At 56.6% G+C, this 22,794-nt stretch carries 23 protein-coding genes; all 23 read right to left on the bottom strand.

Translation table 11 applies throughout. From position 1 onward, the window contains the following. Positions 1-25: 25 nt before the first annotated feature. A complete protein-coding gene (locus ACTLLP_RS02195; RefSeq protein ID WP_441060316.1) occupies positions 26-304 on the bottom strand; it encodes a YlmC/YmxH family sporulation protein in 279 nt (92 codons plus the stop codon). A gap of 110 nt (positions 305-414) precedes the next feature. Next, positions 415-1,011 carry a stage II sporulation protein R gene (spoIIR, locus tag ACTLLP_RS02190; protein WP_441060314.1) on the bottom strand — a complete coding sequence of 199 codons (597 nt, stop codon included), beginning with the start codon at positions 1,009-1,011 and terminating at the stop codon, positions 415-417. Positions 1,012-1,024: 13 nt separating this feature from the next. Next, on the bottom strand, positions 1,025-1,795 hold the full coding sequence (gene sigG, locus ACTLLP_RS02185) for an RNA polymerase sporulation sigma factor SigG (protein ID WP_441060312.1): 771 nt from the start codon (positions 1,793-1,795) through the stop codon (positions 1,025-1,027). Positions 1,796-1,945: 150 nt separating this feature from the next. Next, complete coding sequence (gene sigE / locus ACTLLP_RS02180; RefSeq protein ID WP_441061580.1) at positions 1,946-2,629, bottom strand: RNA polymerase sporulation sigma factor SigE; 684 nt, start codon at positions 2,627-2,629, stop codon at positions 1,946-1,948. A 41-nt stretch (positions 2,630-2,670) separates the two neighbouring features. Continuing rightward, on the bottom strand, positions 2,671-3,594 hold the full coding sequence (spoIIGA, locus tag ACTLLP_RS02175; RefSeq protein WP_441060310.1) for a sigma-E processing peptidase SpoIIGA: 924 nt from the start codon (positions 3,592-3,594) through the stop codon (positions 2,671-2,673). A gap of 156 nt (positions 3,595-3,750) precedes the next feature. Beyond that, on the bottom strand, positions 3,751-4,809 hold the full coding sequence (gene ftsZ / locus ACTLLP_RS02170; RefSeq protein ID WP_441060308.1) for a cell division protein FtsZ: 1,059 nt from the start codon (positions 4,807-4,809) through the stop codon (positions 3,751-3,753). A gap of 80 nt (positions 4,810-4,889) precedes the next feature. Then, positions 4,890-5,237, bottom strand: coding sequence for a small basic family protein (locus ACTLLP_RS02165; protein ID WP_441060306.1), 348 nt, complete (start codon positions 5,235-5,237; stop codon positions 4,890-4,892). After that, positions 5,237-5,947: a DUF881 domain-containing protein gene (locus ACTLLP_RS02160; RefSeq protein WP_441060304.1), complete on the bottom strand. Its 711-nt coding sequence runs from the start codon at positions 5,945-5,947 to the stop codon at positions 5,237-5,239. Before ACTLLP_RS02160 ends, ACTLLP_RS02165 begins: the two co-directional genes overlap by 1 nt. Before the next feature lie 9 nt (positions 5,948-5,956). Then, positions 5,957-6,658, bottom strand: coding sequence for a DUF881 domain-containing protein (locus tag ACTLLP_RS02155; RefSeq protein WP_441060302.1), 702 nt, complete (start codon positions 6,656-6,658; stop codon positions 5,957-5,959). Further along, the gene (locus ACTLLP_RS02150) at positions 6,543-7,400 is read right to left on the bottom strand and encodes a cell division protein FtsQ/DivIB (RefSeq protein ID WP_441060300.1); all 858 of its coding nucleotides are present in this window, start codon (positions 7,398-7,400) and stop codon (positions 6,543-6,545) included. Before ACTLLP_RS02150 ends, ACTLLP_RS02155 begins: the two co-directional genes overlap by 116 nt. 38 nt (positions 7,401-7,438) lie before the next feature. Beyond that, positions 7,439-8,692 carry a UDP-N-acetylglucosamine 1-carboxyvinyltransferase gene (gene murA / locus ACTLLP_RS02145; RefSeq protein WP_441060298.1) on the bottom strand — a complete coding sequence of 418 codons (1,254 nt, stop codon included), beginning with the start codon at positions 8,690-8,692 and terminating at the stop codon, positions 7,439-7,441. Continuing rightward, the gene (gene murB / locus ACTLLP_RS02140; protein ID WP_441060296.1) at positions 8,683-9,618 is read right to left on the bottom strand and encodes a UDP-N-acetylmuramate dehydrogenase; all 936 of its coding nucleotides are present in this window, start codon (positions 9,616-9,618) and stop codon (positions 8,683-8,685) included. Before murB ends, murA begins: the two co-directional genes overlap by 10 nt. Next, entirely contained in the window at positions 9,618-11,096 is a 1,479-nt protein-coding gene (gene murC, locus ACTLLP_RS02135; protein WP_441060294.1) for a UDP-N-acetylmuramate--L-alanine ligase, read from the bottom strand. The genes murB and murC overlap by 1 nt, the downstream gene beginning before the upstream one ends. Before the next feature lie 5 nt (positions 11,097-11,101). Next, on the bottom strand, positions 11,102-12,217 hold the full coding sequence (gene murG / locus ACTLLP_RS02130) for an undecaprenyldiphospho-muramoylpentapeptide beta-N-acetylglucosaminyltransferase (protein WP_441060292.1): 1,116 nt from the start codon (positions 12,215-12,217) through the stop codon (positions 11,102-11,104). Positions 12,218-12,221: 4 nt separating this feature from the next. Beyond that, entirely contained in the window at positions 12,222-13,319 is a 1,098-nt protein-coding gene (gene ftsW / locus ACTLLP_RS02125; RefSeq protein WP_441060290.1) for a putative lipid II flippase FtsW, read from the bottom strand. Between the two features lie 143 nt (positions 13,320-13,462). Then, the gene (gene murD, locus ACTLLP_RS02120; RefSeq protein ID WP_441060288.1) at positions 13,463-14,818 is read right to left on the bottom strand and encodes a UDP-N-acetylmuramoyl-L-alanine--D-glutamate ligase; all 1,356 of its coding nucleotides are present in this window, start codon (positions 14,816-14,818) and stop codon (positions 13,463-13,465) included. A gap of 21 nt (positions 14,819-14,839) precedes the next feature. Next, positions 14,840-15,826, bottom strand: coding sequence for a phospho-N-acetylmuramoyl-pentapeptide-transferase (gene mraY / locus ACTLLP_RS02115; protein WP_441060286.1), 987 nt, complete (start codon positions 15,824-15,826; stop codon positions 14,840-14,842). Next, on the bottom strand, positions 15,823-17,214 hold the full coding sequence (locus ACTLLP_RS02110) for a UDP-N-acetylmuramoyl-tripeptide--D-alanyl-D-alanine ligase (RefSeq protein WP_441060284.1): 1,392 nt from the start codon (positions 17,212-17,214) through the stop codon (positions 15,823-15,825). The genes mraY and ACTLLP_RS02110 overlap by 4 nt, the downstream gene beginning before the upstream one ends. Further along, entirely contained in the window at positions 17,211-18,623 is a 1,413-nt protein-coding gene (locus tag ACTLLP_RS02105; protein WP_441060282.1) for a UDP-N-acetylmuramoyl-L-alanyl-D-glutamate--2,6-diaminopimelate ligase, read from the bottom strand. Before ACTLLP_RS02105 ends, ACTLLP_RS02110 begins: the two co-directional genes overlap by 4 nt. 67 nt (positions 18,624-18,690) lie before the next feature. Further along, the gene (locus ACTLLP_RS02100; protein WP_441060280.1) at positions 18,691-20,817 is read right to left on the bottom strand and encodes a stage V sporulation protein D; all 2,127 of its coding nucleotides are present in this window, start codon (positions 20,815-20,817) and stop codon (positions 18,691-18,693) included. Between the two features lie 12 nt (positions 20,818-20,829). Beyond that, positions 20,830-21,288 (bottom strand): septum formation initiator family protein, encoded by a 459-nt coding sequence (locus ACTLLP_RS02095; RefSeq protein ID WP_441060278.1) that lies wholly within the window; start codon positions 21,286-21,288, stop codon positions 20,830-20,832. Continuing rightward, positions 21,288-22,190: a 16S rRNA (cytosine(1402)-N(4))-methyltransferase RsmH gene (rsmH, locus tag ACTLLP_RS02090; RefSeq protein ID WP_441061577.1), complete on the bottom strand. Its 903-nt coding sequence runs from the start codon at positions 22,188-22,190 to the stop codon at positions 21,288-21,290. The genes ACTLLP_RS02095 and rsmH overlap by 1 nt, the downstream gene beginning before the upstream one ends. A 25-nt stretch (positions 22,191-22,215) precedes the next feature. Beyond that, on the bottom strand, positions 22,216-22,653 hold the full coding sequence (mraZ, locus tag ACTLLP_RS02085; RefSeq protein WP_441061575.1) for a division/cell wall cluster transcriptional repressor MraZ: 438 nt from the start codon (positions 22,651-22,653) through the stop codon (positions 22,216-22,218). Positions 22,654-22,794: the final 141 nt, after the last annotated feature.

The following is a 22,794-nucleotide window of genomic DNA, read 5'->3' as shown; positions in this document are numbered from 1 at the left end:
GATAGGAACCTGGATCTATATACCATTAGCGGTGATAAGGAGGGCGTGACCAGACCTCATTAGGGGCCTCCACGAGGATGACATCAGTCCCGATCTTAATCACTCGTTCCCAAGGAATAATAATTTCATCTTCCCGCCCCCACAACCCTAGGAGGCGCGCCGGTCCGGGAAGAATGAGCGCACTGATGCGCCCGTTTTCTACATCCACATCGATATCCTTGATCAATCCCAATCTCCTTCCATCGGAAACATTGATCACTTCCCGCATTCGCAGGTCGGAAACTTTCAAAGCCAATGGCTTCACTCCCCCACTCCTCGCCTCCCTTAACTTTAAAAATATGCCAAGCTATAGCTTCCTAGAAGCCAAAGGGGGCCGCCCCCGAAGGGACAGCCCCCGGCCCAGCGCGTTTACGCTTAAGGGTGTTCGGAACTGGCCTGCGCCACCGGTTCGGGCGAAGGGAAGAAATGCTGGCGAGCCATCTCGTAGAAGCGGCTGCGGAAAACCATGGGCTTTCCCCGTTCCGCTGCGGGTCCAGTTTCCATCAGGCAAAGGGGGGGGAAGAGAACGCACCACCAATTCTGTCCCTGGCCCGCGCCAAGCACCACCCGTACCGCCTCGTACTCGCCGGCAGGGAGAGTAAGCTGACCGTAGCTCCGCTCGGGGAAGATGAAATGCCCGTAACCAACTTCCACCGGATAATCTTTCCCTGCCGCCCGGACTTCGGCTTGAGCTACCTCGCGAATCCTTTCCAGGTTAGCTTCGACTTTCTCGCGCGCCTCCGTCACTCGACTCACCCCCTGGAACTCGGGGGCCATGGCGGTTATCACTGCGTCGCGCACCCGGTACTTCAACCATTGGTCTCCAGGAGCATCACTGTTGGCCACTATATGTATCCGGATAAAATTACCCGGATGGTAAGCCCTAACTGCGGCGACGTGCCGCCAATAGCATAACGCCAAACCCAACACCGCCACTGCTGCCCCTATCCACCACCAACTATGTTTACGCAACTTACTCGCCCCCCTAGACATATTTACGCATATGCTGCAAAGCAGCTTTTTCCAGACGCGAGACCTGAGCTTGAGAAATTCCAATTTCCTCTGCTACCTCCATCTGGGTCTTGCCCTCGAAAAACCGCATTTTAATGATTTGGCGTTCTCGCTCGGAAAGACGCTGCATGGCCTCCTTTATGGATATACCTTCCAGCCAGCTATTGTCTTGATTCTTTTCATCTCCCACTTGATCCATCACGCATATAGGATCACCACCCTCGTGGTAGACAGGTTCAAAGAGAGAGACCGGGTCTTGAATCGCTTCCAAGGCCATAACTACCTCTTCCTGGGGTAACTGTAAAGCGGCGGCGATCTCAGCCACCGTGGGATCGCGGGCGTATTGATTGGCCAGGCTGTCGCGCACCTGCAGGGCTTTATAAGCAATGTCGCGCAAGGAACGGGATACCCTAATTGCATTGTTATCCCGTAAATAGCGTCTTATCTCGCCGATAATCATAGGCACTGCATAAGTAGAAAATTTCACTTCTTGCCTTAAGTCGAAGTTATCAATCGCTTTTATTAAACCTATGCAACCTACTTGGAAGAGATCGTCCAATTGCTCACCCCGGTTGGCAAAACGCTGCACCACGCTCAACACCAGGCGCAAATTGCCTTTAATAAGCTGAGCGCGCGCGCTTATATCCCCTTGGCGCAAAGCCTCGAAAAGCTGACGCATATGCTGGGCGGAAAGTACCGGAAGCTTTGAGGTATTTACCCCGCATATCTCTACCTTATTGGCCATGCGCTGCTAACAACTCCCTATCCAATCAACCACGCTACTCTAGCTGTCATTATGGCCGCTGTTAAAGGAACTTATACACAAATTTGTATAATAACTAATCAAAAGAAAAAGGCGGGTGCAACCCGCCTGGCTCAGGTTCTTAAAAGTATCTCACGCCAAGCGATAGATCTCTCGTCGTAAACGCTTAAGAATGCGCTTCTCCAGCCGGGAAATATAGGACTGGGAAATCCCCAGCAAATCAGCCACCTCTTTTTGAGTTTTCTCCTCCCCGCCACTTCCTAATCCGAAGCGGAGCTCCATGATGGTCCGCTCCCGCCCGCTGAGAGTGGATAGTGCCAACTGCAAAACCAAGCGATCCGTTTCTTCCTCCAGGTGGCGTGAAGTTACATCCCCTTCGGTGCCCATAATATCGGAAAGAAGGAGTTCGTTCCCATCCCAGTCAGTGTTGAGGGGCTCGTCGAAGTAAACCTCCTGACGCACGGTTCGCGACTGGCGCCGCAGGAACATCAGAATCTCGTTTTCAATGCAGCGCGAAGCGTAGGTGGCCAGCTTAACTTTTCGCTGAGGGTTAAAGGTATTAACCGCCTTGATCAAACCGATGCTCCCGATGGATACCAGGTCTTCCAAACTTACACCCGTACTCTCGTATTTGCGCGCGATATAAACCACCAAACGCAGGTTGCGCTCCACCAGAGTATTGCGTACCGTCTTATCCCCCGCTTCTAAGCGGCGCAACAGGCGCGCTTCTTCCTCACCATTGAGAGGTGGGGGGAGGGCCTCAGGACCCCCCACGTAATAACCCGCTGGGCGCAGCCATAGAAGCCAGCACCGCAACCAAAATCCTAAACGCCAACGCCAGGTATTTATTTTGGATATCACGACTCCCCCTCCTTTACTCTGAACAAAGGCTCTATTAAGCCGGGAGGCAGCAAAGCTTGATAGGTTCCCTCCGGGCTAAGGCGATCCCCATAGATTCCCACCACCACTTTGCTGGTTTTCACCCCCTTCCCCCGATACCACACCTCGACCGCATCGGGCTTGATTCCCACCAACAAACCTCCGCTAACCCCTAGGGACCGGAAAGGGATGAGGCGGATTCGCGTAAGCCACCGAGGGTCGCTCCAAGACCAACTGGCGAAACTGGTAGGGTCCGAGCTCCCGCTTTCGCGCAACCAACTCCGGAATTCCTCGGGTAAATGCGGCTCCAGCACCGCGTAATCGACTATCATCACCGGGTATCCGGAAGCAGGATCCAGCAGCTGGTTGCCAGTGTCCACCAGCGCGGTGAGCTCCAGAGAACGATTGGCCAGCCAGAGGCGGCAGGGAACGTGGAAGAATCCCTCCCCTACCCGCCGGTGCAAACGAGTTCCCACGCGCCCCAGCACTATGGCCAGCAGCACGGTGGCAAGCAGGCCCGGCAGGAAGAAACGGTAGGTGAGTTTTTCACCCTCCGGATGGCCGTGAAAGAAGAAGCTCACCCCGTACACCACTCCCCCCAACGCCAGCGAAATGCCGTAGAAAATAAGCCCCACCACCAAGAAACGTCGCCACGGCATAAAGCCGAAGGCCAGCCATAGCATTAACAGCGACACCAGCACTTTCCCTACCAAGTTATAAAGGTATGCTCCGCTGGGGGTAAAAAGGATAAGTATATATAAAAAGCCCAGTAAAGCGGCGAGCAATAGGCGCCAGACCGAAAAAGCCAAACCGGCCAGCCTGCCGGTTAGATAGAGCACTAAAAAATTCATCAGCGTATTGGTAAGCAGCAACTCGTCCACGTAAACCACACAGCTGGCCAAGCTCCTCCCTCCACGCTCGCCTTAATCCAACCTATGCCTATCATGCTTTCGCGAGACCGCGATCCTTCAAAGGCACCAACAAAAAACCTCGGCTCCATTGTAGCAAGCCGAGGCAGCGTAGCTTGTCATTTTGTGGAAAAGGAGGGGGCTAATATCCTACCGGGTTCCCGAGCGCCGCAAGAGAAAGACCGGGATATCCAAATCTTCATGGTGGTTTAAAGCGCGCAACTCCACTTCTGGCTGTTCCTTGGATACCCGCTCCTCGTCGTAGAAGCCAGTGGCGATCACAGTAACGCGCACCTCGTCGTTCAAACTCTCGTCAATCACCGCTCCAAATATGATGTTGGCTTCCGGGTCCACTACCTGGGAAATGATCTGGGCCGCTTCGTTGACTTCCAGAAGGCGCATGGAGGGGTCGCCGGTCAAATTGAGCAATACCCCCCGAGCTCCTTCGATGGAAGTCTCGAGTAGCGGGCTGGAAATGGCTGCCTTAGCCGCCTCCACCGCTCGGTTCTCCCCCCGCGCTAAGCCGATGCCCATCAGCGCCGACCCAGCATCACGCATAATGGTACGCACGTCAGCGAAGTCGAGATTGATCAACCCAGGCACGGCGATGAGGTCAGAAATACCCTGAACGCCTTGCCGCAAAACGTCGTCGGCAATACGGAAAGCCTCCACCATAGAAGTGTTCTTGTCGATCACCTGGAGCAGACGATCATTAGGGATAGTTATAAGCGTATCCACGCGCTCCTTGAGGTTGGCGATTCCGTTATCCGCCTGGGTCTGCCGCTTACGCCCCTCAAAGGTGAAGGGGCGCGTAACCACGCCTACGGTGAGCGCGCCCAGCTCTTTAGCCAGCGCCGCCACAATAGGGGCGGCTCCCGTGCCAGTCCCCCCACCCATGCCCGCCGTGACGAAAACCATGTCTGCGCCCCGCAGGGCCGCTGCGATATCCTCCTTACTTTCTTCCGCCGCTTTCTCCCCTATTTCTGGATTGCCCCCAGCGCCCAAACCTTTAGTGAGCTTCGCTCCGATCTGCAGCTTATAGGGGCTTTGTGACATCGCTAGAGCTTGGGCATCGGTATTGATAACCACGAACTCTACTCCGCGCACCCCCGCAGCAATCATACGGTTGACCGCATTACTCCCCGCTCCACCTACTCCCACCACTTTTATATTGGCTAATTCATTGATTTCCATTTCGATATCGATCATGCTCCGCCCCGCCTCCTCCCTTTAGTAAAGTTTGGTTACAGTTAAATGTTTTTCTCCTCACGACAAATTTCCTGCAACAATCATTTTTTTCGCGGCAAAAAGTGACGCCGAATAATAGCCAGGTTTTGGAACAAGCGCACGCCGAAAGCCACTACCGCAGCCGTGTAAAGCTCCACTCCCAAGCGATCTCCCAGAAAGACCAGTCCCGCCGCCAGGCAAGCGTTAACAAAGAAACCGCTTAAAAACACGGCGTTATCGAAGCGCCCCTCTAAAGAAGCCCGTAACCCTCCGAATACCGAATCCAGAGCCGCCAGCACAGCCACACCTAAGTATTTACCATAAGCTTGAGGGATGACCAGGGGTACCTGCCAGCCTACGGCCACTCCTATGACCAAGCCCAGTAACACCAGCAATACTCCTAACCACATTACCCCTTACCTCCCGTTTCCGCCACTCGCGCGTAATCGTAACGCAAGGGCCTATTCAGGGCCGGAACGGTGAGCTGCGAGAGCTTTTCCACTTGGATGCGAACGCCCCAATCGCGCAAGGTCTCCACTATCCCTCCTTTTATGTCTAAGGCCGCTTGTAGGGCCTCAGGATCGCCTATGGCCAGTATTTCATAAGGAGGCGCTATGGGCTGGAGATTGACGTTGATAAAAGAGCCGGCCGTTCGGATCTCCGAAGTGGAGATAAGCCGCTGCCCGTTTATAGAGATAGCTTCAGCCCCAGCTGCTCGCAAGTCGTTAACGATTTTAAGGAGGTCTTCGTCCCGCACGGCAAAAACTGTACCCCCCAGAGTTCCTGGTGGGTTGTTTACCACCACCCGCACTCCCGGACCCTCCAGAGGAACAGCTCCAGCTAGGGCTGCCGCATCTTTAACCTCGGCTTCTAAAGCGCTTTGGGCTTCAGAGTACCCTTGCTTAGCCTTGGCCAGTTTATAGCGGAGATCCTGCGCCTGCGCCTCTAAATCTGCCCGCTCTTTGGAGAGGGAGCGGAGCTCCAGGGTGAGCTCGTGGGCCCGATCGTAGGGCACGGTTCGCACCACCTGATTGGTAGTGCGGTAAGTTAAAGCTATTAGAAAACCCAAGGTTAAAGCTATGAGTCCCAGTGAAAGCAATTCCTTTCCATTTCGGCGCAAGGTCCGTCCTCACCCCTTTACCGGATGCGCGTACTCCAGCCGGCGACTCCCCTTATAAGCCGGAATAGTGACCGAAGGCAGCTTTTTTATACTCACCTGGATGCCCCAGAACTGTTGCAGGGTATCCACCACGCCCCCACGCATTCTCAGAGCGTTGACCATCGTGTCCGGGTTGCCAATAGCGGTGATCACAAAAGGAGCGGCCAGGCGCTTGGTCTTATTTACTACAATGGTGGGGCCAGCGCATTTGATCTCACTGGTGGCCACCAAACGCTCCCCGTTCAGAGCCAGCACCTCGGCCCCAGCTGCCTTGAGCTCGTTCAGGACTCGGAGGATATCTTCGTCGTGCAAAACGTAAAGATTTGGATTTTGCCCAGGCTTGACTGCCATAGAGCTATCATTAAGAGTGACCTCGATCCCCGGGCCGGTAACTGGCACCGTACCCGCTTCGATACGATAAGCATTAAGCTGAGCCTTGAGGCTCTTCAGCCCTTCCTGGTTGGTAACCGCATCTAACTCCGACTGTAGCTGGTTGACCTGGCTTTGTAATTGATCGCGCTCTTGCCGCGTCGCCTCCACCTCGGCTGCCAAGGTGTTAATGCGCTGGATAGGCACCGACTGAGCTATTTCCCGGGTCAGCCGCATTTGCACGGCCACGATTAGTCCCAGGAACAAGCCCACCAGGAGCAGGCTGAGATTGAGTGTACGCACTGCGACGATCTCCCCCCTTGAACCTTACTACGGGCCGGCTGGCCACCTCCAAATTGACGTACTCCACTCCCCCGCCCTCGAGCACGGGCAGGAGGCGAATTAGAAGGTCGATCTTCTCCGCAATTTGTTCCGGTCCCCCCAAATATAGCTTTACCCCTTCGGTGGTATAAGCGTCAACCGTATCTTCGGAGGCCATATGCATCTCGGCTATTTTACCCAATAATGCCGCGCGCTTTAAAGCCCCAAGCCATTTTTCCAAAATGGCGAACCCCGGATGACTGATCACCTGCCCCGGTGGAGGCGCCTCACCTATCCCTGTAAGCACGGGGAAGGGAAGATCGACCGGGTAGCGCCCTATGCAATGCCCGCTGAGATCTAACCCGTAGAAACCATCTGGGCCCGGCATCAGGGCCACCAGCTCCCTCTCCCGAACGTGGATTAGCACCGTATGAGGAAGGCGTCGGTAAACCCGCGCCTCCGCGATTTGGGGGAGAGCAGCCACCCGCTGCGCCACCGTTTCCAAATTGGCCCGGAAGATGTTCTCTCCCAGAGGAACCTTAGCTGCCTCCAGTATCTCCTTCGCCGTTAGGTTTTTATTTCCTTCCACTCTTACCTTCTCGATGGTAAACCAAGAGGAGTTGAGGAGCAAGTAAATAACCAGAAGTAGCAATAAGATAAAACCCAGGCGCTCCCAGCGATAGCGCCGATTATTTTTCTTTCTGCGCGTGGAAACCGCAAGCATAAAGCCTGTCCCCCAGAGGGATAAAAATTGGGCAGGAATCAGCCGACTCGCTCGATGTTGGCGCCCAATTTCCTGTACTTCTCTTCCAGATTCTCATAGCCGCGATCGATATGCCCTATGCGTTCCACTATGGTGGTGTTCTCCGCCGCCAAGCCCGCTAGCACCAGCGCTGCTCCAGCCCGGAGATCGTGAGCCTCTACTCGAGCTCCCACCAACTGGGGTACTCCCCGAATAATCAACGTGCGCCCCTCAATCCTTATATCGGCGCCCATACGCTGAAGTTCAGGAATGTGACGGAACCGGTTCTCAAATATATTCTCGGTGACCACGCTTATACCCTCAGCTAAGGCCAGCAACGAGCACATGGGAGCTTGCAAGTCGGTGGGAAAGCCGGGGTAAGGCATAGTACGCAGGTCCACCGCCCGGAGAGAGTCTCCGGGTCTTATCCAGATGCGATCTTCTTCCACCTCCGCTTGCACTCCGGCCTCACGCAACTTAGCCAGCAAAGGCTCCAGGTGCTCGGGGATGACGTTTTCCACTTCTACTTCTCCTCGGGTGAGAGCCGCGGCAATTAGATGAGTTCCGGCTTCGATTCGATCGGGAATCACCTGGTGCCCTCGCGGCGCCACCAGCGGTCGTTTGACTCCCTCAACACGTATAGTAGAAGTACCCGCGCCGCGAACCCGAGCCCCCGCCCGGTTGAGGAAGTTCTGCAGATCGACGATTTCAGGCTCTTTGGCCGCGTTACCGATGATGGTGGTCCCCTCGGCCAGCACCGCGGTCATCATCAGGTTTTCCGTAGCTCCAACGCTGGGAAGGTCTAGGTGGATCTCAGCCCCCCGCAAACGCCGCGCCTCAGCTATGATAAAACCGGCCCGTTCGTTTATCTCCGCTCCCATCGCCTTGAGCCCCTTGAGATGAAGATCGATGGGGCGAGCACCTATATTGCAGCCCCCAGGAGCCGCTATTTTTACCCTGCCGAAGCGAGCCAGCAGGGGGCCCATGACCAGGCAAGAAGCCCGCATCCGCCTGGTGAGCTCTTCCGGTATCTCTTCCAGCTGCAGCGCGTTGGTATCAACCTTCAGCGCCTCACCTTCCCGGCGACAAAACACCTTGAGATGGCGCAGCACCGAGCTCATTACCGCCACGTCGCCCAGCTGGGGCACACCGCTGATTACACTTTCTCCATCACAAAGCAGGCAGGCGCAAAGGATAGGTAAAACCGCGTTTTTGGCCCCACTGACCCTGACTTTGCCCCGTAACACGTTAGGCCCTTTAATCACTAATCGCATGGACTCTCTTCCCACCCAAAAGCACCCAGTATTCTCACTTCTGGTTCCAGCCTTACCCCGAAACACAGCTCCACCTGCCACTGCACCTGCCTCATCAACCGGTAGATGTCGCTGGCACGAGCTCCTCCCAGATTAACGATAAAGTTAGCGTGCCTAGAAGAAACTTCGGCCTCGCCAACCCGCCAGCCTTTGCACCCCGCCAACTCGATCAATCGGCCCGCTGGTTGATGCCCGGGAGGATTTTTAAACACGCTACCAGCTGTGGGGTATTGCAGCGGCTGCGTGCGCTGGCGCTTATCCCAGATTTCGGCCATGCGCCAAGCAATGGCTCCGGGATCAGCGGGCACCAACTCCAACTCCACTTCCAGCAACACCAGACCGGCCTGCTGCAAGGAACTCTGGCGGTAGCCAAAGCTTAGGTTCCGAGCGTGAAGGGTCTCTACCCGGCCCTCTTTATCCATGACCCGAACCCAGCGCACCACTTCGGCTATGCTTTGCCCCGCCGCCCCGGCATTCATCACCACCGCCCCCCCAAGGGTAGCTGGAATCCCACAAGCAAATTCCAGGCCAGACAGACCCGCCGTCTGCGCCAGCGTGACCAGACGGCGCAGCTGGGTCCCAGCTCCCGCCCGCAGGCGGTTAGCCTCCAGCCTCATGGTGGTGAACTCACCGCCCAGCCGCACCACCAACCCGGGCAAACCCTGATCGCTAACCAGGAGGTTGGAACCGTTACCTATGAAGTGAAGGGCAAGCCCTTCCTCGTGGGCCAAGCGCAAAAGCAAAGCCAGATCGGACTGGTCCACTGGCTCCACCAGAGCTTCCGCCGGCCCTCCCACTCGCCAGGTAGTATGTCGGCTCATAGGCTCCTGCAATCGAACCCGGCCTTTACTTTCCAACCTAGGAAGCCAGGAAGCCGCTAATGTCACTACTGCGCCCCCTCCAATTTGCTAAGCAATTCTTTTCCTATCAGGTGCACGTCGCCAGCACCCATGGTCAGCACTAGATCCCCCGGAGCAACAATTTCTCTAAGGAAGTCAGCTTTTCCTTTGGACGGGAACTGGTAAAGGGGAAGCTCAGGAAAAGCAGAGCGGCAAGCTTGAGCTATTAGATCCGCCGTCACCCCGGGCAGCGGCGTCTCCCCCGCGCTATAAATCTCATCCAGCACCACCACGTCTGCTCCGGCTAAAGCGCGGCTGAACTCGGAGTAAAGCAAAGCGGTGCGCGTGTAACGATGGGGTTGGAACACCACCACCAGCCGCCCCTTATGCACCTGTCGAGCCGCGGTAATAGTGGCCTGCACCTCGGTAGGGTGATGGGCGTAATCGTCCACCACCATTACCCCCCCGGCCTCGCCCAAGAACTCAAAACGCCTACCCACGCTGGTGAAGGTAGCCAGAGCGCGTGAAGCCGTGGGGAGGGGCACGCCCAAGTGTAATCCCACGGCTAAAGCTGCCACAGCGTTTAATAGGTTGTGCTTTCCCGGCAGAGAAAGGCGCAGTTGTCCCAGCAACTTCCCTCGGTAGTGGAGTAAGGCTGAAGAAGAACGAGGCGACAGTTCAATCTGCGAAAGAGTGTAATCGGCCGGGTTTTCCATGCCGTAGGTCACCACTGTTCCCAAACCGGGCTCCCGCAGCAACTCGGCAACCAAGGGGCTATCTACGCAGGCCACCGCCACCCCCGTAGGAGGGACTTGGCGAAGGAAGCAGCGAAAAGCCTGAATTATGGCTGCTTGATCACCGTAGTAGTCCAAATGGTCGTTTTCGATGTTAGTGACCACCGCCACAAGAGGATTTAAGAGGAGGAAGGAAGCGTCGCTTTCATCGGCTTCGGTAACAAAGTAGGGACTCCTCCCCAAGCGATAGTTACCTTCCAGCCGAGACCAGTACCCTCCCACTAGCACACTGGGATCCAGCCCGCCCTCCAGCAAGACGCTGGCCACCATGGCCGTGGTGGTAGTTTTGCCGTGCGCCCCAGCCACCGCCACCGTCTGGTAACTACTTAAAAGCCAGGCCAGCAACTCCCCTCGGCGAATCACCGGCACCCCCCGTTCCCTGGCCGCCAGCCATTCCGGATTATCAGGCTTAATGGCCGAGGTTACAACCACCAGATCGGTATCCGCGGGCAGGTTGCTCGGAGCATGTTCCCGGTAAACCTGGATGCCATTGAGGCGTAGCTGGGAGAGGAAGCGGGAATTTCCGGTATCGGAGCCGGTCACCTCATGGCCTCGTTGCTGTAAAAGCAAGGCCAGGCCGCTCATTCCCACACCACCTATGCCCACGAAATGCAGACGGCGAGGAATCACTTTCCGCTCCAAAGCACCCTTCTCCTCCGCTCCCACCTTGCCCTGGGTATGATATGCAGGATGAAAATCAGCTGCCACCGGACTTGTCCTCTCTTCGAACAAAATTATCAGCTCCCCGCCAATCTTATTACCAAGTCTACCAGCAGATCAAGAGCTTCCGGCTTTCCCATGGCCTTAGCAGCTTGAGCCATACGCAGCAGTTCCTCGGGAACGGTCAAGAGGCGCTCCACCTCGGATAGCAGGCGCGCCCCGGTCAGCTCGGAGTCAGCTATCACCACCGCCGCGCCCTGCTCCGCCAGGGCGCGAGCATTGTACTCTTGGTGTCTCCCGGTGGCGTAGGGGTAAGGAACCAGAATAGACGGGCATCCGAGGCAGGTAAGTTCGGCCAGCGTAGCGGCCCCGGCTCGGCAGATAGCCAGGTCCGCAGCTCCCAAGAAGTCGGCGATGCGCCGAAAGTAGGGGTAAATGCGGATATTAGCTGCCAGTCGAACCCCCTCCGCTTCCAATTCCCGAATCCAACTCGCGTAATGCGCTTCACCGGTAGCGTGACAGAGATAGACTCCCTGGCGTCCGCTGTAGTGACGCACGAGCTCCTTGACCGCCCGGTTCAGACTGCTGGCGCCACGGCTTCCTCCGAAAGAAACTAGCAACCGATCCTCCGAACCCAGTCCCAGATGAACTCGGGCTTCCTCCCGGCTAACCTGTAAGATCTCCTCTCGCACCGGCAGGCCGGTGACCACCACCTCCCCCCGACTGTGCAGGAAGCGGGCCGCTTCAGGAAAGGTAAGCGCAGTCACCTGAGCCAGACGAGCCAACCAGCGATTAGTAAGCCCGGGGAAAGCGTTTTGCTCGTGTATAAGCACCGGTAATCTTCGCAGCCAGGCGGCCAACACCACCGGCCCGGCCACGTAACCACCCGTCCCCACTACTACCCGGGGGGAAAGCTGCCCTAGCAAGCGGTAAGCGGCCAGCAGCCCCTGAAAAGCCCGCAGCAATGCGCGCATATTACCTAGGGTTAAGCGGCGCTTAAGCCCAGCCCCTTTGATAGCATAAAAAGGCAGACCCTCCTCCGGTACCAGCCGAGCTTCCAAGCCCTCAGCCGTTCCCAGGTAAAAGACCTGCGCTTGGGGTAACCGGCGCTTCAATCCCCGGGCGATGGCTAAAGCCGGATAAATGTGCCCTCCGGTCCCACCGCCCGTAACCACAAAATTCCATCCCGCCATTTTCTCACCTTGCGCTACTGCGCGAAATGTTCAATAAGATACCGATCGAAGCCAGCGTAAAAACTAGGGAAGTGCCCCCGTAACTGAGGAAGGGAAGAGGGATACCAGTGATAGGCAAACTACCTGTCACTACGCCTATGTTAATGAAAGCCTGCAACCCTATGCCGGCAGTAATCCCGGCCGCCAGGTAACAACCAAAGGTATCGGGGGCGTAAAGCGCCGCCCTCAGCCCACGCCAGATCAAAATCACGAAGAGGGTCAAAACAATTAACGCCCCCACCAGCCCTAACTCTTCGCCAATCACGGCGAAAATAAAATCGGTATGTTGCTCCGGAAGGTAGAGCAATTTTTGCTTCCCCTGAGCCAACCCCACTCCAAAAATACCTCCAGAGCCGATAGCGTAAAGCGATTGTATGATGTGAAAACCAGCCCCCAAGGGGTCTTTCCAGGGATCCAGAAAGGCGAATAATCTCACCAGGCGATAAGGCTCAATCTTGATCGCTAACCCCACGCAAGCCAATCCAGCCAACACCATAAGCCCTAGAGTGGATAAGGGAACCCCGGCACAGAAAAAAAGAATGAAGACGATGCCGGTGAGCGCCAACGCCGTTCCCAGATCGGGTTCCACTACCACTAGCAGCGCTGCTAAGCCAGTAACAGCCAGGTAGGGCAGCAATGTCCGGAATTTCTTCGCCTCCCCTCCCTGCCGACTTAACCCGTCGGCCACAAAGAGCAGTAGACCAAACTTAACCAACTCGGCTGGCTGAAAGCTGACGGGCCCCAGGGAAATCCAGCGCTGAGCCCCGTGAGAGACATCGCCCACCCCGGGTACGAGCACCAGCACCAGGAGAAGAAAAGAAAGTAAGAGCAAAGGCCGAGCGAAACGACGAAACTTCCAATAGTCATAGCGGAGAAAGAAGCAAAGCGCGCCCATCCCTATCAAAGCGTGGAGTAGCTGACGTTTGAAATAGTAGAGACTGTTCCCGTAGCACACCATGGCCGAATACTCACTGGCACTCCAGACCATGATCAGGCCCAGGCAAAGAAGGAGCAATACCACAAAGAACAGCAGAAAATCGGGCGTTCCCTTTTTCCTTCGCATATTTCTTGACCGGCTCGTGAAACCTGCCTCACTTCCCCGGATAGGCCCCTCCGAGCCAGACGTGCACCTCCTCCTTTGACCCGGGTTCCGGTGCTTAGAGCCTCAGGTCTGCGACTCCGCTCGTTAAACCCGCTCCTCTAAATTTAACAACTGGCCTGGGTTTCTTGCTCTAAGAAACCTTTGACCGCCTGCCGAAAACACTCGCCGCGCTCTTCGTAACTGCGGAACATATCCCAGCTGGCGCAAGCGGGCGAGAGTAGCACTACCTCCCCCGGCTTAGCCTTGTCTCGTGCCTGCCTGACGGCCGTGGGTAAATCGGCAGCCACGGTGATGTCTTTCACCCCTGCCGCAGCTGCTGCCGCCGCCAAAAAGGGAGCAGCTTCACCAATCAACACCAGCGCTTTAACTTTCTCCTTGATTTTGGCCGCCAATAGCTCGAAGCTACTTCCTTTATTGCGTCCCCCGGCAATCAATACAATGGGGCAGTCGTAAGCTTCCAAAGCCCGAACGGTGGCGTCGGGGTTGGTGCCTTTAGAATCGTTAACGTAGCGCACCCCACCAATTTCAGCCACCAACTCCAGACGATGCGGAACCCCCGGAAAGTTTTGTAATACCTTTCCAATAACTTCTAAAGGGACTCGGCAAACCATCGCCGCAGCAGTGGCCGCCAGGGCGTTTTCCAGGTTGTGAACCCCGGGAAGAGCAAGAGAGGCGCACCGCACCACCCTTCCATCCACTTCTTCCCAGCGAACCCTTATCGTCCCCTCCTCCACCCAGGCACCCTTGGCCAATTTATGCCGGGCGCTGAAAAAGCATACCTTACCGCGGGTTTCCTCGGCCATTTCTCGAACCCCAGGATCATCGTAGTTTAAAACGGTGACCTCTTTGGCAGTTTGCCTAGCGAATATTCGGGCTTTAGCCCGGCGGTAAGCCTCCATGTCGCCATGCCGGTCCAGATGGTCAGAAGTAAGGTTCAAAACCACCGCCACCCGGGGACAAAAAGTTATGGCTGTCTCCAACTGAAAGCTAGAGACCTCCACCACCAACAGATCCTGCGGAGCCGCCTCCTCCACCACTTCGCTCAGCGGAATCCCAATATTCCCCGCCACCCACACTTTTTTGCCGCTAGCCCGCACGATGGCCCCCGTGAGGGCCGTGGTGGTGGTCTTGCCGTTAGTCCCGGTGATGGCCACGATGGGAGCTTTGGCCCAGCGATAGGCCAATTCAAGCTCCCCCAGCACTTCCAGGCCCAGCTGCCGGGCCTCTTGCACTGGCGGCTCGTCCTGGGGCACCCCCGGGCTTATCACCAAAAAGTCAAAGCCTTGCACCGGCGGATAGGTCCCCAGCAGCAACTGAACCCCTTCGGGCAAAGGAGGCACTTTCACCTGGTGGCGATCTGATAAAGTGACCTCAGCCCCGTGGCGCCGCAAGAGGCGGGCCGCCGCTACCCCGCTTTTTCCGGCACCGATAACCAGCACTTTCTGACCCTCAAGCTTCACTATAGCACTAACCTCCACTTTTTAACCTAAATGGTAAAGTCCTATCCAGCCCAGAAAACCCGCCACCAAACCCCAGAAAGCAAAAACCACCACTACCTTATTTTCCGACCAGCCCTTTAGTTCATAGTGGTGATGCAAAGGGCTCATCCGCCATAAGCGCCGCCCCGTGAGGCGAAAAGAGAGCACCTGAAGGATCACTGAGAGGGTTTCGGCTACCAGAACCCCTCCCACAATGGGGAGAAAGAGCTCCGTCCGCGTCAGCACCGCTGCCGTCCCTAAGGCGCTACCCAGCGCCAGAGAGCCCGTGTCACCCATAAAAACCCTGGCTGGATAGCGGTTGAATACCAGGAAGCCCAAACACCCCCCCACCAGGGCCGCCAGCGTTATAGCCACTCCCACTTTGTCCACCGTCAAGGCAATAAAAACGTAGAAACCGGCCGCCAGCGCAACTACCGTGGAGGCCAAACCGTCTAATCCATCGGTCAGGTTCACTGCGTTGGCCGACCCTACCAGCACCAGAATCGTGAAGAGCAAAAAAAAGGGGAAACCCAGATCAAAACGCCAACCCCCTGCCAGCCAAAAGCCAGAGAAGGGAATTACGTAATCGGTTCCTCTACCAGCTATAGCACAGGCCCACCAGGCCAGCCCAGCAGCCACCAGCATCTGGGCCAGTAACTTATCCCGAGCTCGCAGCCCCAAGGAGCGGTTCTTGAGAATCTTAAGAAAGTCGTCAAGAAAACCGATAAGACCGTAGCTTAAAGCCACCAACAAAACCACTACGGCTTCCGCCTGGTGCCGTGCCAGCAGCAAGATGGTCAGCGTCGTGGCACTTAAAAAGATAATTCCTCCCATGGTGGGAGTGCCAGCTTTTACCAGGTGACGGGCAGGGCCGTCGGCGCGCACCTTTTGCCCCAATTTAAGACGGCGCAAGAAGGGAATTAACACCAGCCCCAGGAATACGGTCAGTACGGCAGAGAGCCAAAAGGCCTGCCTAACCGCTTCCGTCAATCTAACTCCCCCCAAAGGCGCAAATCCTGGAGCACCCGCTCCAAGCCCAAGGCCCGAGAGGCCTTGAGGAGTACCACCTCTCCCCCGCGAAGCAATAAGCAGAGCTTTTGCCCCGCGTCCTCCGGGGTAGCGGTTATCACTTGCTGCGGCGACATGCCCGCCGACAGAGCTCCAGCGGCTAGTTCCCGAGCTCGCTCTCCCACCGCTAGCAGCACGTCGGCTACCGCTGCCGCCTCGCTTCCCACTTCCCTATGAGCCGCCTCCGCTATCTCCCCCAACTCCAGCATGTCTCCCAGCACGGCTATTTTACGCCGACCACGACCCACCTCGGATAAAACCTCCAACGCCCCCTTCATTGAAGCCGGATTGGCATTGTATGCGTCGTTAATGACCGTCAGCCTCCCCCAGCGAATAATCTCTAAGCGCATCCCGCTCAGGCGAACCCGGCGGAACCCTTCCTGAATCTCCGCCGCCGTCAAGCCTAACTGGCGAGCCACGGCTATGACCGCGACGGCGTTAAGGGCATTGTGCCGGCCGGGCAAAGGAAGTTCATACTCTTCTTCGGTCCCCGGTAGTCCCACCCTGAAGATCCCCCCTTCTTCCCCCCGGGAAGTGTAGGACAGCAAGCGCACTTCAGCCCATTTGCTGGCTCCGAAATAGATAACCTTGCCCCGGCAACGTCCCGCCTCTTCCACCACAAAAGGACTGTCAGCGGGAAGCACAGCGAAACCAGTCGGTAGCACGTAATCCAGAATTTCGCCCTTGGCCTGAGCAACGGCGCGCACACTTCCTAAGCGCTCCAAATGCGCTTCGCCAATATTAGTCACCACAGCGGCATCCGGATTTATCCAACTCGCCAAACCGGCAATCTCCCCCCGACCCCGCATCGCCATCTCAATCACAGCGAAGCGGTGCTCGGCCTTCAGTTCTAGAAGGGTTAGAGGAACCCCGAGCTCGTTATTACGGTTGCCACGAGTAGCTAAGGTGGGAGCTCGGACCCCTAGCACCGCAGCCAGCAAATCCTTAGTAGTAGTTTTGCCAGCGCTGCCCGTAACACCTACCAGAAAAGGACGAACGGTCCAGCGCAAGTAGAGCGCTAACCGCTGCAAGGCAGAGCAGACCTCCGGGACGCGCAAGAGGAGAAAGTCGGGAGTAACCGGCGGCTCCGGCAGGGAACTGACTAGAGCTCCCCGAGCTCCCTTGGCTTCGGCCTCCGCCACAAACGAGTGACCGTCAAAGCGTTCTCCCCGGAGCGCTAAAAAGAGAGCTGATTCCGGCACCGGTTCCCTGGTGTCGGTAAATACCGCCTGAAAAATCTGATCGGGGGAGCCGCTTAGGAGTTCGGCTCCCAGAATAGCAGCCAACTGTCCTGCCCGCAGAGGAATCATCGGGACTTCATCTCCCGCAACAAGCGACGAGCCACCTCCCGGTCGTCGAAGGGGAAGCGCTTATCACCGATCAGCTGATAGTTCTCGTGCCCCTTTCCGGCTAATACTACTATATCGCCAGGACGGGCAAGAGCGAAAGACTCTTTAATAGCCTCCTCCCTATCCAGTACCAGGCGATACCGAGAAGCAGGGGCCACCGCCGCCAAGCCCTGAGCAATGGCCTCGATAATCGACCAGGGATCCTCGTGACGGGGATTATCTGAAGTTACCACCACCAAGTCGGCATACTCCCCAGCAATCCGGCCCATTATAGGGCGCTTAAGGGCATCTCGGTTGCCCCCACAGCCGAAAACCAGAATAACACGGCCCGGGCCTAGTTCCCGAGCCATCTGGAGGAGGTTCAGCAGCCCATCTGGCGTATGGGCATAATCCACCACCACGACAAAATCCTGTCCCTCATCGATGATTTCGCAGCGACCAGGAACAGTTTTTACCCCGGCAAGCGCCGCAGCTGCCGTATCCAAAGACATCCCTTCTCCCAGAGCCGTGGCCAAGGTGGCCAAAGCGTTGTACACGTTGAAACGCCCAGGTAGGGATAAATGTACCTCCACTGGCTTCCCCCCCACGCTGGCCAGCAAGCGAGTCCCCCGCGCATAGAATTGACAATCCAGAACATAAGCATCTCCTTCCCGCCAACCATAAGTGAGCACCTCTGCTCCCCGGCAGCGAGTCAGCAAGCGCCGCCCGTAAGGATCATCGCGGTTAATCACGGCCAGCTTCTTTCCCGGTTTTCCCCCGAGCAACTCAGTAAAGAGCCTGGTCTTGGCGCAAAAATAATCCTCCAGGTCGGAGTGAAAATCCAGGTGATCTTGAGTTAAATTGGTGAAAACGGCCACATCGAAAGCCACGCCGGTAACTCGCTCCAAAGCCAGCCCGTGCGAAGACACTTCGAGCACCGCTACTTCAAAGCCTTCGCGGACCATACGCGCCAGCCACCCCTGTAACTCCAACGATTCAGGAGTGGTGCGCTCACCGGGGAAAATTCGATCGCCCAGCTTGAGATAGAGAGTGCCGATCAATCCCACCTTTTGGCCCCGAGATTGATAAAGTGCACTCAACAAGTGAGTGGTAGTGGTCTTGCCATTGGTTCCAGTAACTCCTACCACGCGTAGCCGCTGGCTGGGATACCCGTAAAACCGAGCTGCAGCTAAAGCTAGAGCTCGCCTAGTATTGGGTACCACCTCCAGCACCACCCCTGGCGGTACCTCTACCGGCCTCTCGGCTACCACCCCGACCGCCCCGCGAGCCACTGCCTCGGGAATGAAATCATGTCCATCGCGCTGCCAGCCCCGGATAGCAAAAAAGATATATCCCTGCTCCACCTTACGAGAATCGTAGGCCAAACCCACAGGGTTTAACTCCCATATCTTGGTAAGCGTCTGCCATCACCTGCCGTTAACTCCATTATTTCCTGGATCAAGGCGGTTGCTTCAAGTCGGGAGGGGAAAATTTGACCTCCACGGTTGTTCCTCGCTTGACCACGGTCCCGGGCGCGGGAGATTGACCTACCGCCAGCCCCGTACCCTCCGGACGCAAAAGCAAACCTAGTTTCTCCAGCAGCACCGCGGTTTCCCTCACCCCCAGTCCCCGGAGATCGGGTACGGTTACCTCTGTTCCCGCCCCCTCAGGTGCCGCTTGCAAGTTCAGCACCACCTGCGTCCCAGCATTTACCGTGGCCCCCCCCTGGGGCACCTGGGAGCAGACCACATTCCCCTCTCCTTGGAGAATAAAGCTCAAACCCGCCGCCTTAAGCTGGCGCACCGCTTCTCCCACCGGAAGATTCACCACTGAAGGCACCTGCACCGGCCGGGTTACGGGAGCCTGTTCGTACCACGGTTTGGCCGGCCCCGGCATACCCTCCTGAGGAGGAACCCCTAAATACCGCAATGAATCTTCCATCACTGCTTTGAACACTGGCGCTGCCACTTCACCGCCGTAGTAAGCCCCGTGCGGTTCGGAGATCACCACCAGCGTCACTAAGCGCGGATCATTCACCGGAGCAAAGCCCACGAAAGAAGCCACGTATTTACCCGGGAGGTATCCGCCTTGGGGACTCACCACTTGCGCCGTACCCGTCTTTCCCGCCACCGGATAACCCTTGATATAGGCATTTACGCCAGTCCCCTTTAGCACCACATTTTCCAGGAGCTTCGCCAGTTCTTTGGCCACCGCTTCCGGAAGCACGCGGCGCACCGGTTGGGGAGAAATTTCTTTTACTACCTTACCCTCCGGAGACACGATTTCTTTGACCACATGGGGACGCACCAAGTAACCCCCGTTAGCCACCGCCGCCGCCGCAGTGATGAGCTGGATAGGGGTAACTCCTATCGACTGCCCAATGGACATGGTAGCTAAATTGAGATTGGTCACCTTATCTTCCGGAATCAGAATCCCGGAAGCTTCTCCAGGCAAGTCAATCCCCGTGGGCCGACCAAAGCCAAAAGCCTTGATAAAATTATAAAACCTTTGCACCCCCAGTTTGAGACCCACCTGAATAAAGCCCACATTGCATGAGTTTTGAATCACCTGGGCAAAGGTTTCGTCGCCGTGCCCGCCTTCTTTCCAGCAATGAATGATACGGCCGGCCACCTTAATATAGCCCGGGCAAAAGAAATGATCTTCCGGACGCACCACTCCATCTGCCAGAGCCGCCGCCGCAGTGACAATCTTAAAGGTAGATCCCGGCTCATAAATTTGCCAAATAGCTAAGTTGCGATTCCACACCTCGCTGGGAGCCTTCTGCCAATGATCCGGGTCGAAAGTAGGCCTATTGCCCAGGGCCAAAATTCCCCCGGTTTTGGGGTCCATCACAATTATAACGGCGTTGGCAGGGTGATACTGAGTTACAACTTTATCCAGTTCGCGCTCCACAAAATGCTGTATAGTCTCGTCGATGGAAAGCACTAACTTATCTCCCGGACAGGGAGGATAAAAATGGTGTAAAGCCGAGGGAATATCTCGGCCCGCAGCGTCTTTTTCGATCACGATGCGCCCCGGCTTTCCCTGGAGTTCGCTATCGTACTCCTTTTCCACTCCGGCCAATCCCTGGTTGTCAATGCCAACAAACCCCAGCACGTGGGCCGCTAAGGAGCCACAGAGGTATTGCCGTCGGCTCTCCTCGTAAAGCTCGATACCGTCCAGATGCAATTGCTTGATTTTCTGCGCCGTATAGCAGTCGATTTTGCGCTTGAGCCACACAAAAGACTGTTTGCGCGTTAACATCTCCAAAAGTTTATCCTCGGGCATCTCGAGCAAAGGAGCCAAAGCGGCAGCCGCTTTGGCTGGGTCTTTGACTTGCGGTGGGAAAGCGGCCACCGACTCGGCACTTATGCTGGTAACCAGTAGCCGACCGTTGCGATCAACTATATCTCCTCTTCGGGCTTCCACCTTAATATCACGGGTGCGGTTTTCCTGAGCCTCGCGGCGCAACTCGGCTCCCCGCACCACCTGCAGCCAGAAGAGCCGCCCAGCCAAACCGGTGAAAAATAATACCGAGCAGAGGAATAGCAAAGCCAGACGACGCCGGACTACAATGTTACTCATCGCCGCTCCCTTCTACCTCATATGAACCGCCAACCAGTGGAGCAGTTCGGCCAGCCACCCCCTTTGTTCCCCGGGCACCTTTGTCCCGAGCGCCTCTTGGGAATCGGGTGGCAGCACGATTTCTCCCGCCGCCGTGGAAGGATAGACCATCCCCAGATCCTTTTTAGCGATGGCTTCCAGGCGATCGGGAGCGGTGAGGCGATCCAGATTAGTTTCCAACAGCTGGTTTTCAGCCTTCACCTCGTTCATGGTCCGCTCGAGAACCTGCAGACGGTAACCCACTAGAGCTATCTGCCCCTGGCAATAAACCACCACCGCACCCAGTATGAACCCCAACAAGAGCAGCGAGCAGGCACGAACTCTGGCCACAGAAGCCGTTTTGCGTGCCGTCTTGCGAGAAGGCTCAGGCCTCCGCGCCGGTCCCCGTTGAGGCCAAGAAGGTGCTAACCGCTCCTGCGCCGCTACCAACATTATTCGCCTCCCTCTGAGATTAGAATTTTTTCCGCCGCCCGCAGCTTGCAGCTAGAAGCTCGGGGATTGCGCTCCAGTTCCTGCGGAGAGGGTCGCAAAGGCTTTTTGGTAAGGGGCCGAAGAACCGGAGTGCGCCGAAAAAACTCCTTTACCAGCCTGTCCTCCAGTGAGTGATAACTCAAAATCACCAGCCTCCCTCCCAGCCGGAGGTGCTCGGCCGCCTGAGGCAGCGAAAGTTCTAAGGACTCCAATTCCCGATTGACCGCTATACGTAGAGCCTGGAAGGTCCGACGGGCGGGATGAGGACCGCGGCGGCGGGACGAGGCCGGGATGGCCTCCTTTATAACTTCCACCAACTGCCCCGTGGTCGAAAAGGGCTCTCGGCTCCGGGCGCGCACGATGAAACGGGCTATGCGTTTCGCCCATCTCTCTTCTCCGTAGGTGGCAATAATGCGTCTCAGTTCCTCTTCCCCCAGCCGGTTGACCAAATCGGCCGCGCTGAGGGGCGAAGAGGGATCGAAACGCATATCCAGAGGGGCATCGGCGCTACGGTAGGTGAAACCTCGCTCTGGCTGATCCAGTTGGTAGGAAGAAACTCCCAAATCGTATAAGATACCATCTACCTCGGTCAGCCCCAAATCCCGCAGCACTTCCGACAAGCAAGCAAAATTGGCCTGAACCAGACGCACCCGCGCATCCGATCCCAAACGCTCCCGGGCAAAGGCCAAAGCGTCCGGGTCGCGATCTAGGCCAATCAACCGCCCCTCGGGTCCCAGACAAGCCAAAACCGCGGCCGCATGGCCTCCTCCACCCAAGGTGCAATCCACGTACACCCCGTCCGGGCGCACTGCCAGGAAAGTTAATACCTCGCTGAGCATTACCGGTTGGTGAAAGCGAGTCACTGCCAAAAGTTCCACTCCTTAGTCCCTAGGTTGCCGGAGGCAAAGTTATGAGCTTGGCTGCCAAATCCTCGTACACCGCTTGGGTCTTAAGCTGATAGGCTTCCCACTCCTCCTGCGACCAGAACTCTACCCGGTTAGTCACTCCTAAAACCACCACATCCCGCTCTAGGTGAGCGTACTCGCGCAGATAAGGGGGGAGCAAAATCCGGCCTTGCCGGTCAACCTCTACTTCCGCCGCTCCGGCGAAGAAAAGGCGAGTGAAGGCTCTGACTTCTGGCTGGGTAAAGGGTAATTTCAGCAACCTTTCCTCCAATCGGGCCCATTCCTCCCGGGAGAAACCAAACAGGCAACCCTCCAGCCCTTTGGTGAGCACAAAACTATCCCCTAATCCCTCGCGCAAGCGAGCCGGGATGAAGAGTCGCCCCTTATTGTCCAGGGTGTGGACGTAGGTTCCTATAAACAACTGCACCTGCTCCCCACTAATCCCCACCTTCACCCACTTCATTTCGTGAGCGAGCAAAAAAATTCCTGCCCGCTTTCCCGCCCAAATTTTTTGCGGTCGTGTAAATTCCTCCTATGGTCCCGGGTAGGTCTTCATACTAAA

Source organism: Desulfothermobacter acidiphilus (assembly GCF_052073645.1).
Classification (GTDB): domain Bacteria; phylum Bacillota; class Desulfotomaculia; order Desulfotomaculales; family Ammonificaceae; genus Desulfothermobacter; species Desulfothermobacter acidiphilus.
This window is presented reverse-complemented; position numbering and strand designations above follow the sequence as displayed.

Excerpts from the sequence above, each read along its gene's own strand:
- murA (WP_441060298.1), bottom strand. The coding sequence starts at position 8,692 with ATGCGATTAGTGATTAAAGGGCCTAACGTGTTACGGGGCAAAGTCAGG.
- sigG (WP_441060312.1), bottom strand. The coding sequence starts at position 1,795 with ATGGCCAATAAGGTAGAGATATGCGGGGTAAATACCTCAAAGCTTCCG.
- murG (WP_441060292.1), bottom strand. The coding sequence starts at position 12,217 with ATGGCGGGATGGAATTTTGTGGTTACGGGCGGTGGGACCGGAGGGCAC.
- ftsZ (WP_441060308.1), bottom strand. The coding sequence starts at position 4,809 with ATGATCGATATCGAAATGGAAATCAATGAATTAGCCAATATAAAAGTG.
- ACTLLP_RS02165 (WP_441060306.1), bottom strand. The coding sequence starts at position 5,237 with ATGTGGTTAGGAGTATTGCTGGTGTTACTGGGCTTGGTCATAGGAGTG.
- ftsW (WP_441060290.1), bottom strand. The coding sequence starts at position 13,319 with ATGCGAAGGAAAAAGGGAACGCCCGATTTTCTGCTGTTCTTTGTGGTA.
- ACTLLP_RS02095 (WP_441060278.1), bottom strand. The coding sequence starts at position 21,288 with ATGTTGGTAGCGGCGCAGGAGCGGTTAGCACCTTCTTGGCCTCAACGG.
- ACTLLP_RS02100 (WP_441060280.1), bottom strand. The coding sequence starts at position 20,817 with ATGAGTAACATTGTAGTCCGGCGTCGTCTGGCTTTGCTATTCCTCTGC.
- ACTLLP_RS02110 (WP_441060284.1), bottom strand. The coding sequence starts at position 17,214 with ATGATTCCTCTGCGGGCAGGACAGTTGGCTGCTATTCTGGGAGCCGAA.
- ACTLLP_RS02150 (WP_441060300.1), bottom strand. The coding sequence starts at position 7,400 with ATGCTTGCGGTTTCCACGCGCAGAAAGAAAAATAATCGGCGCTATCGC.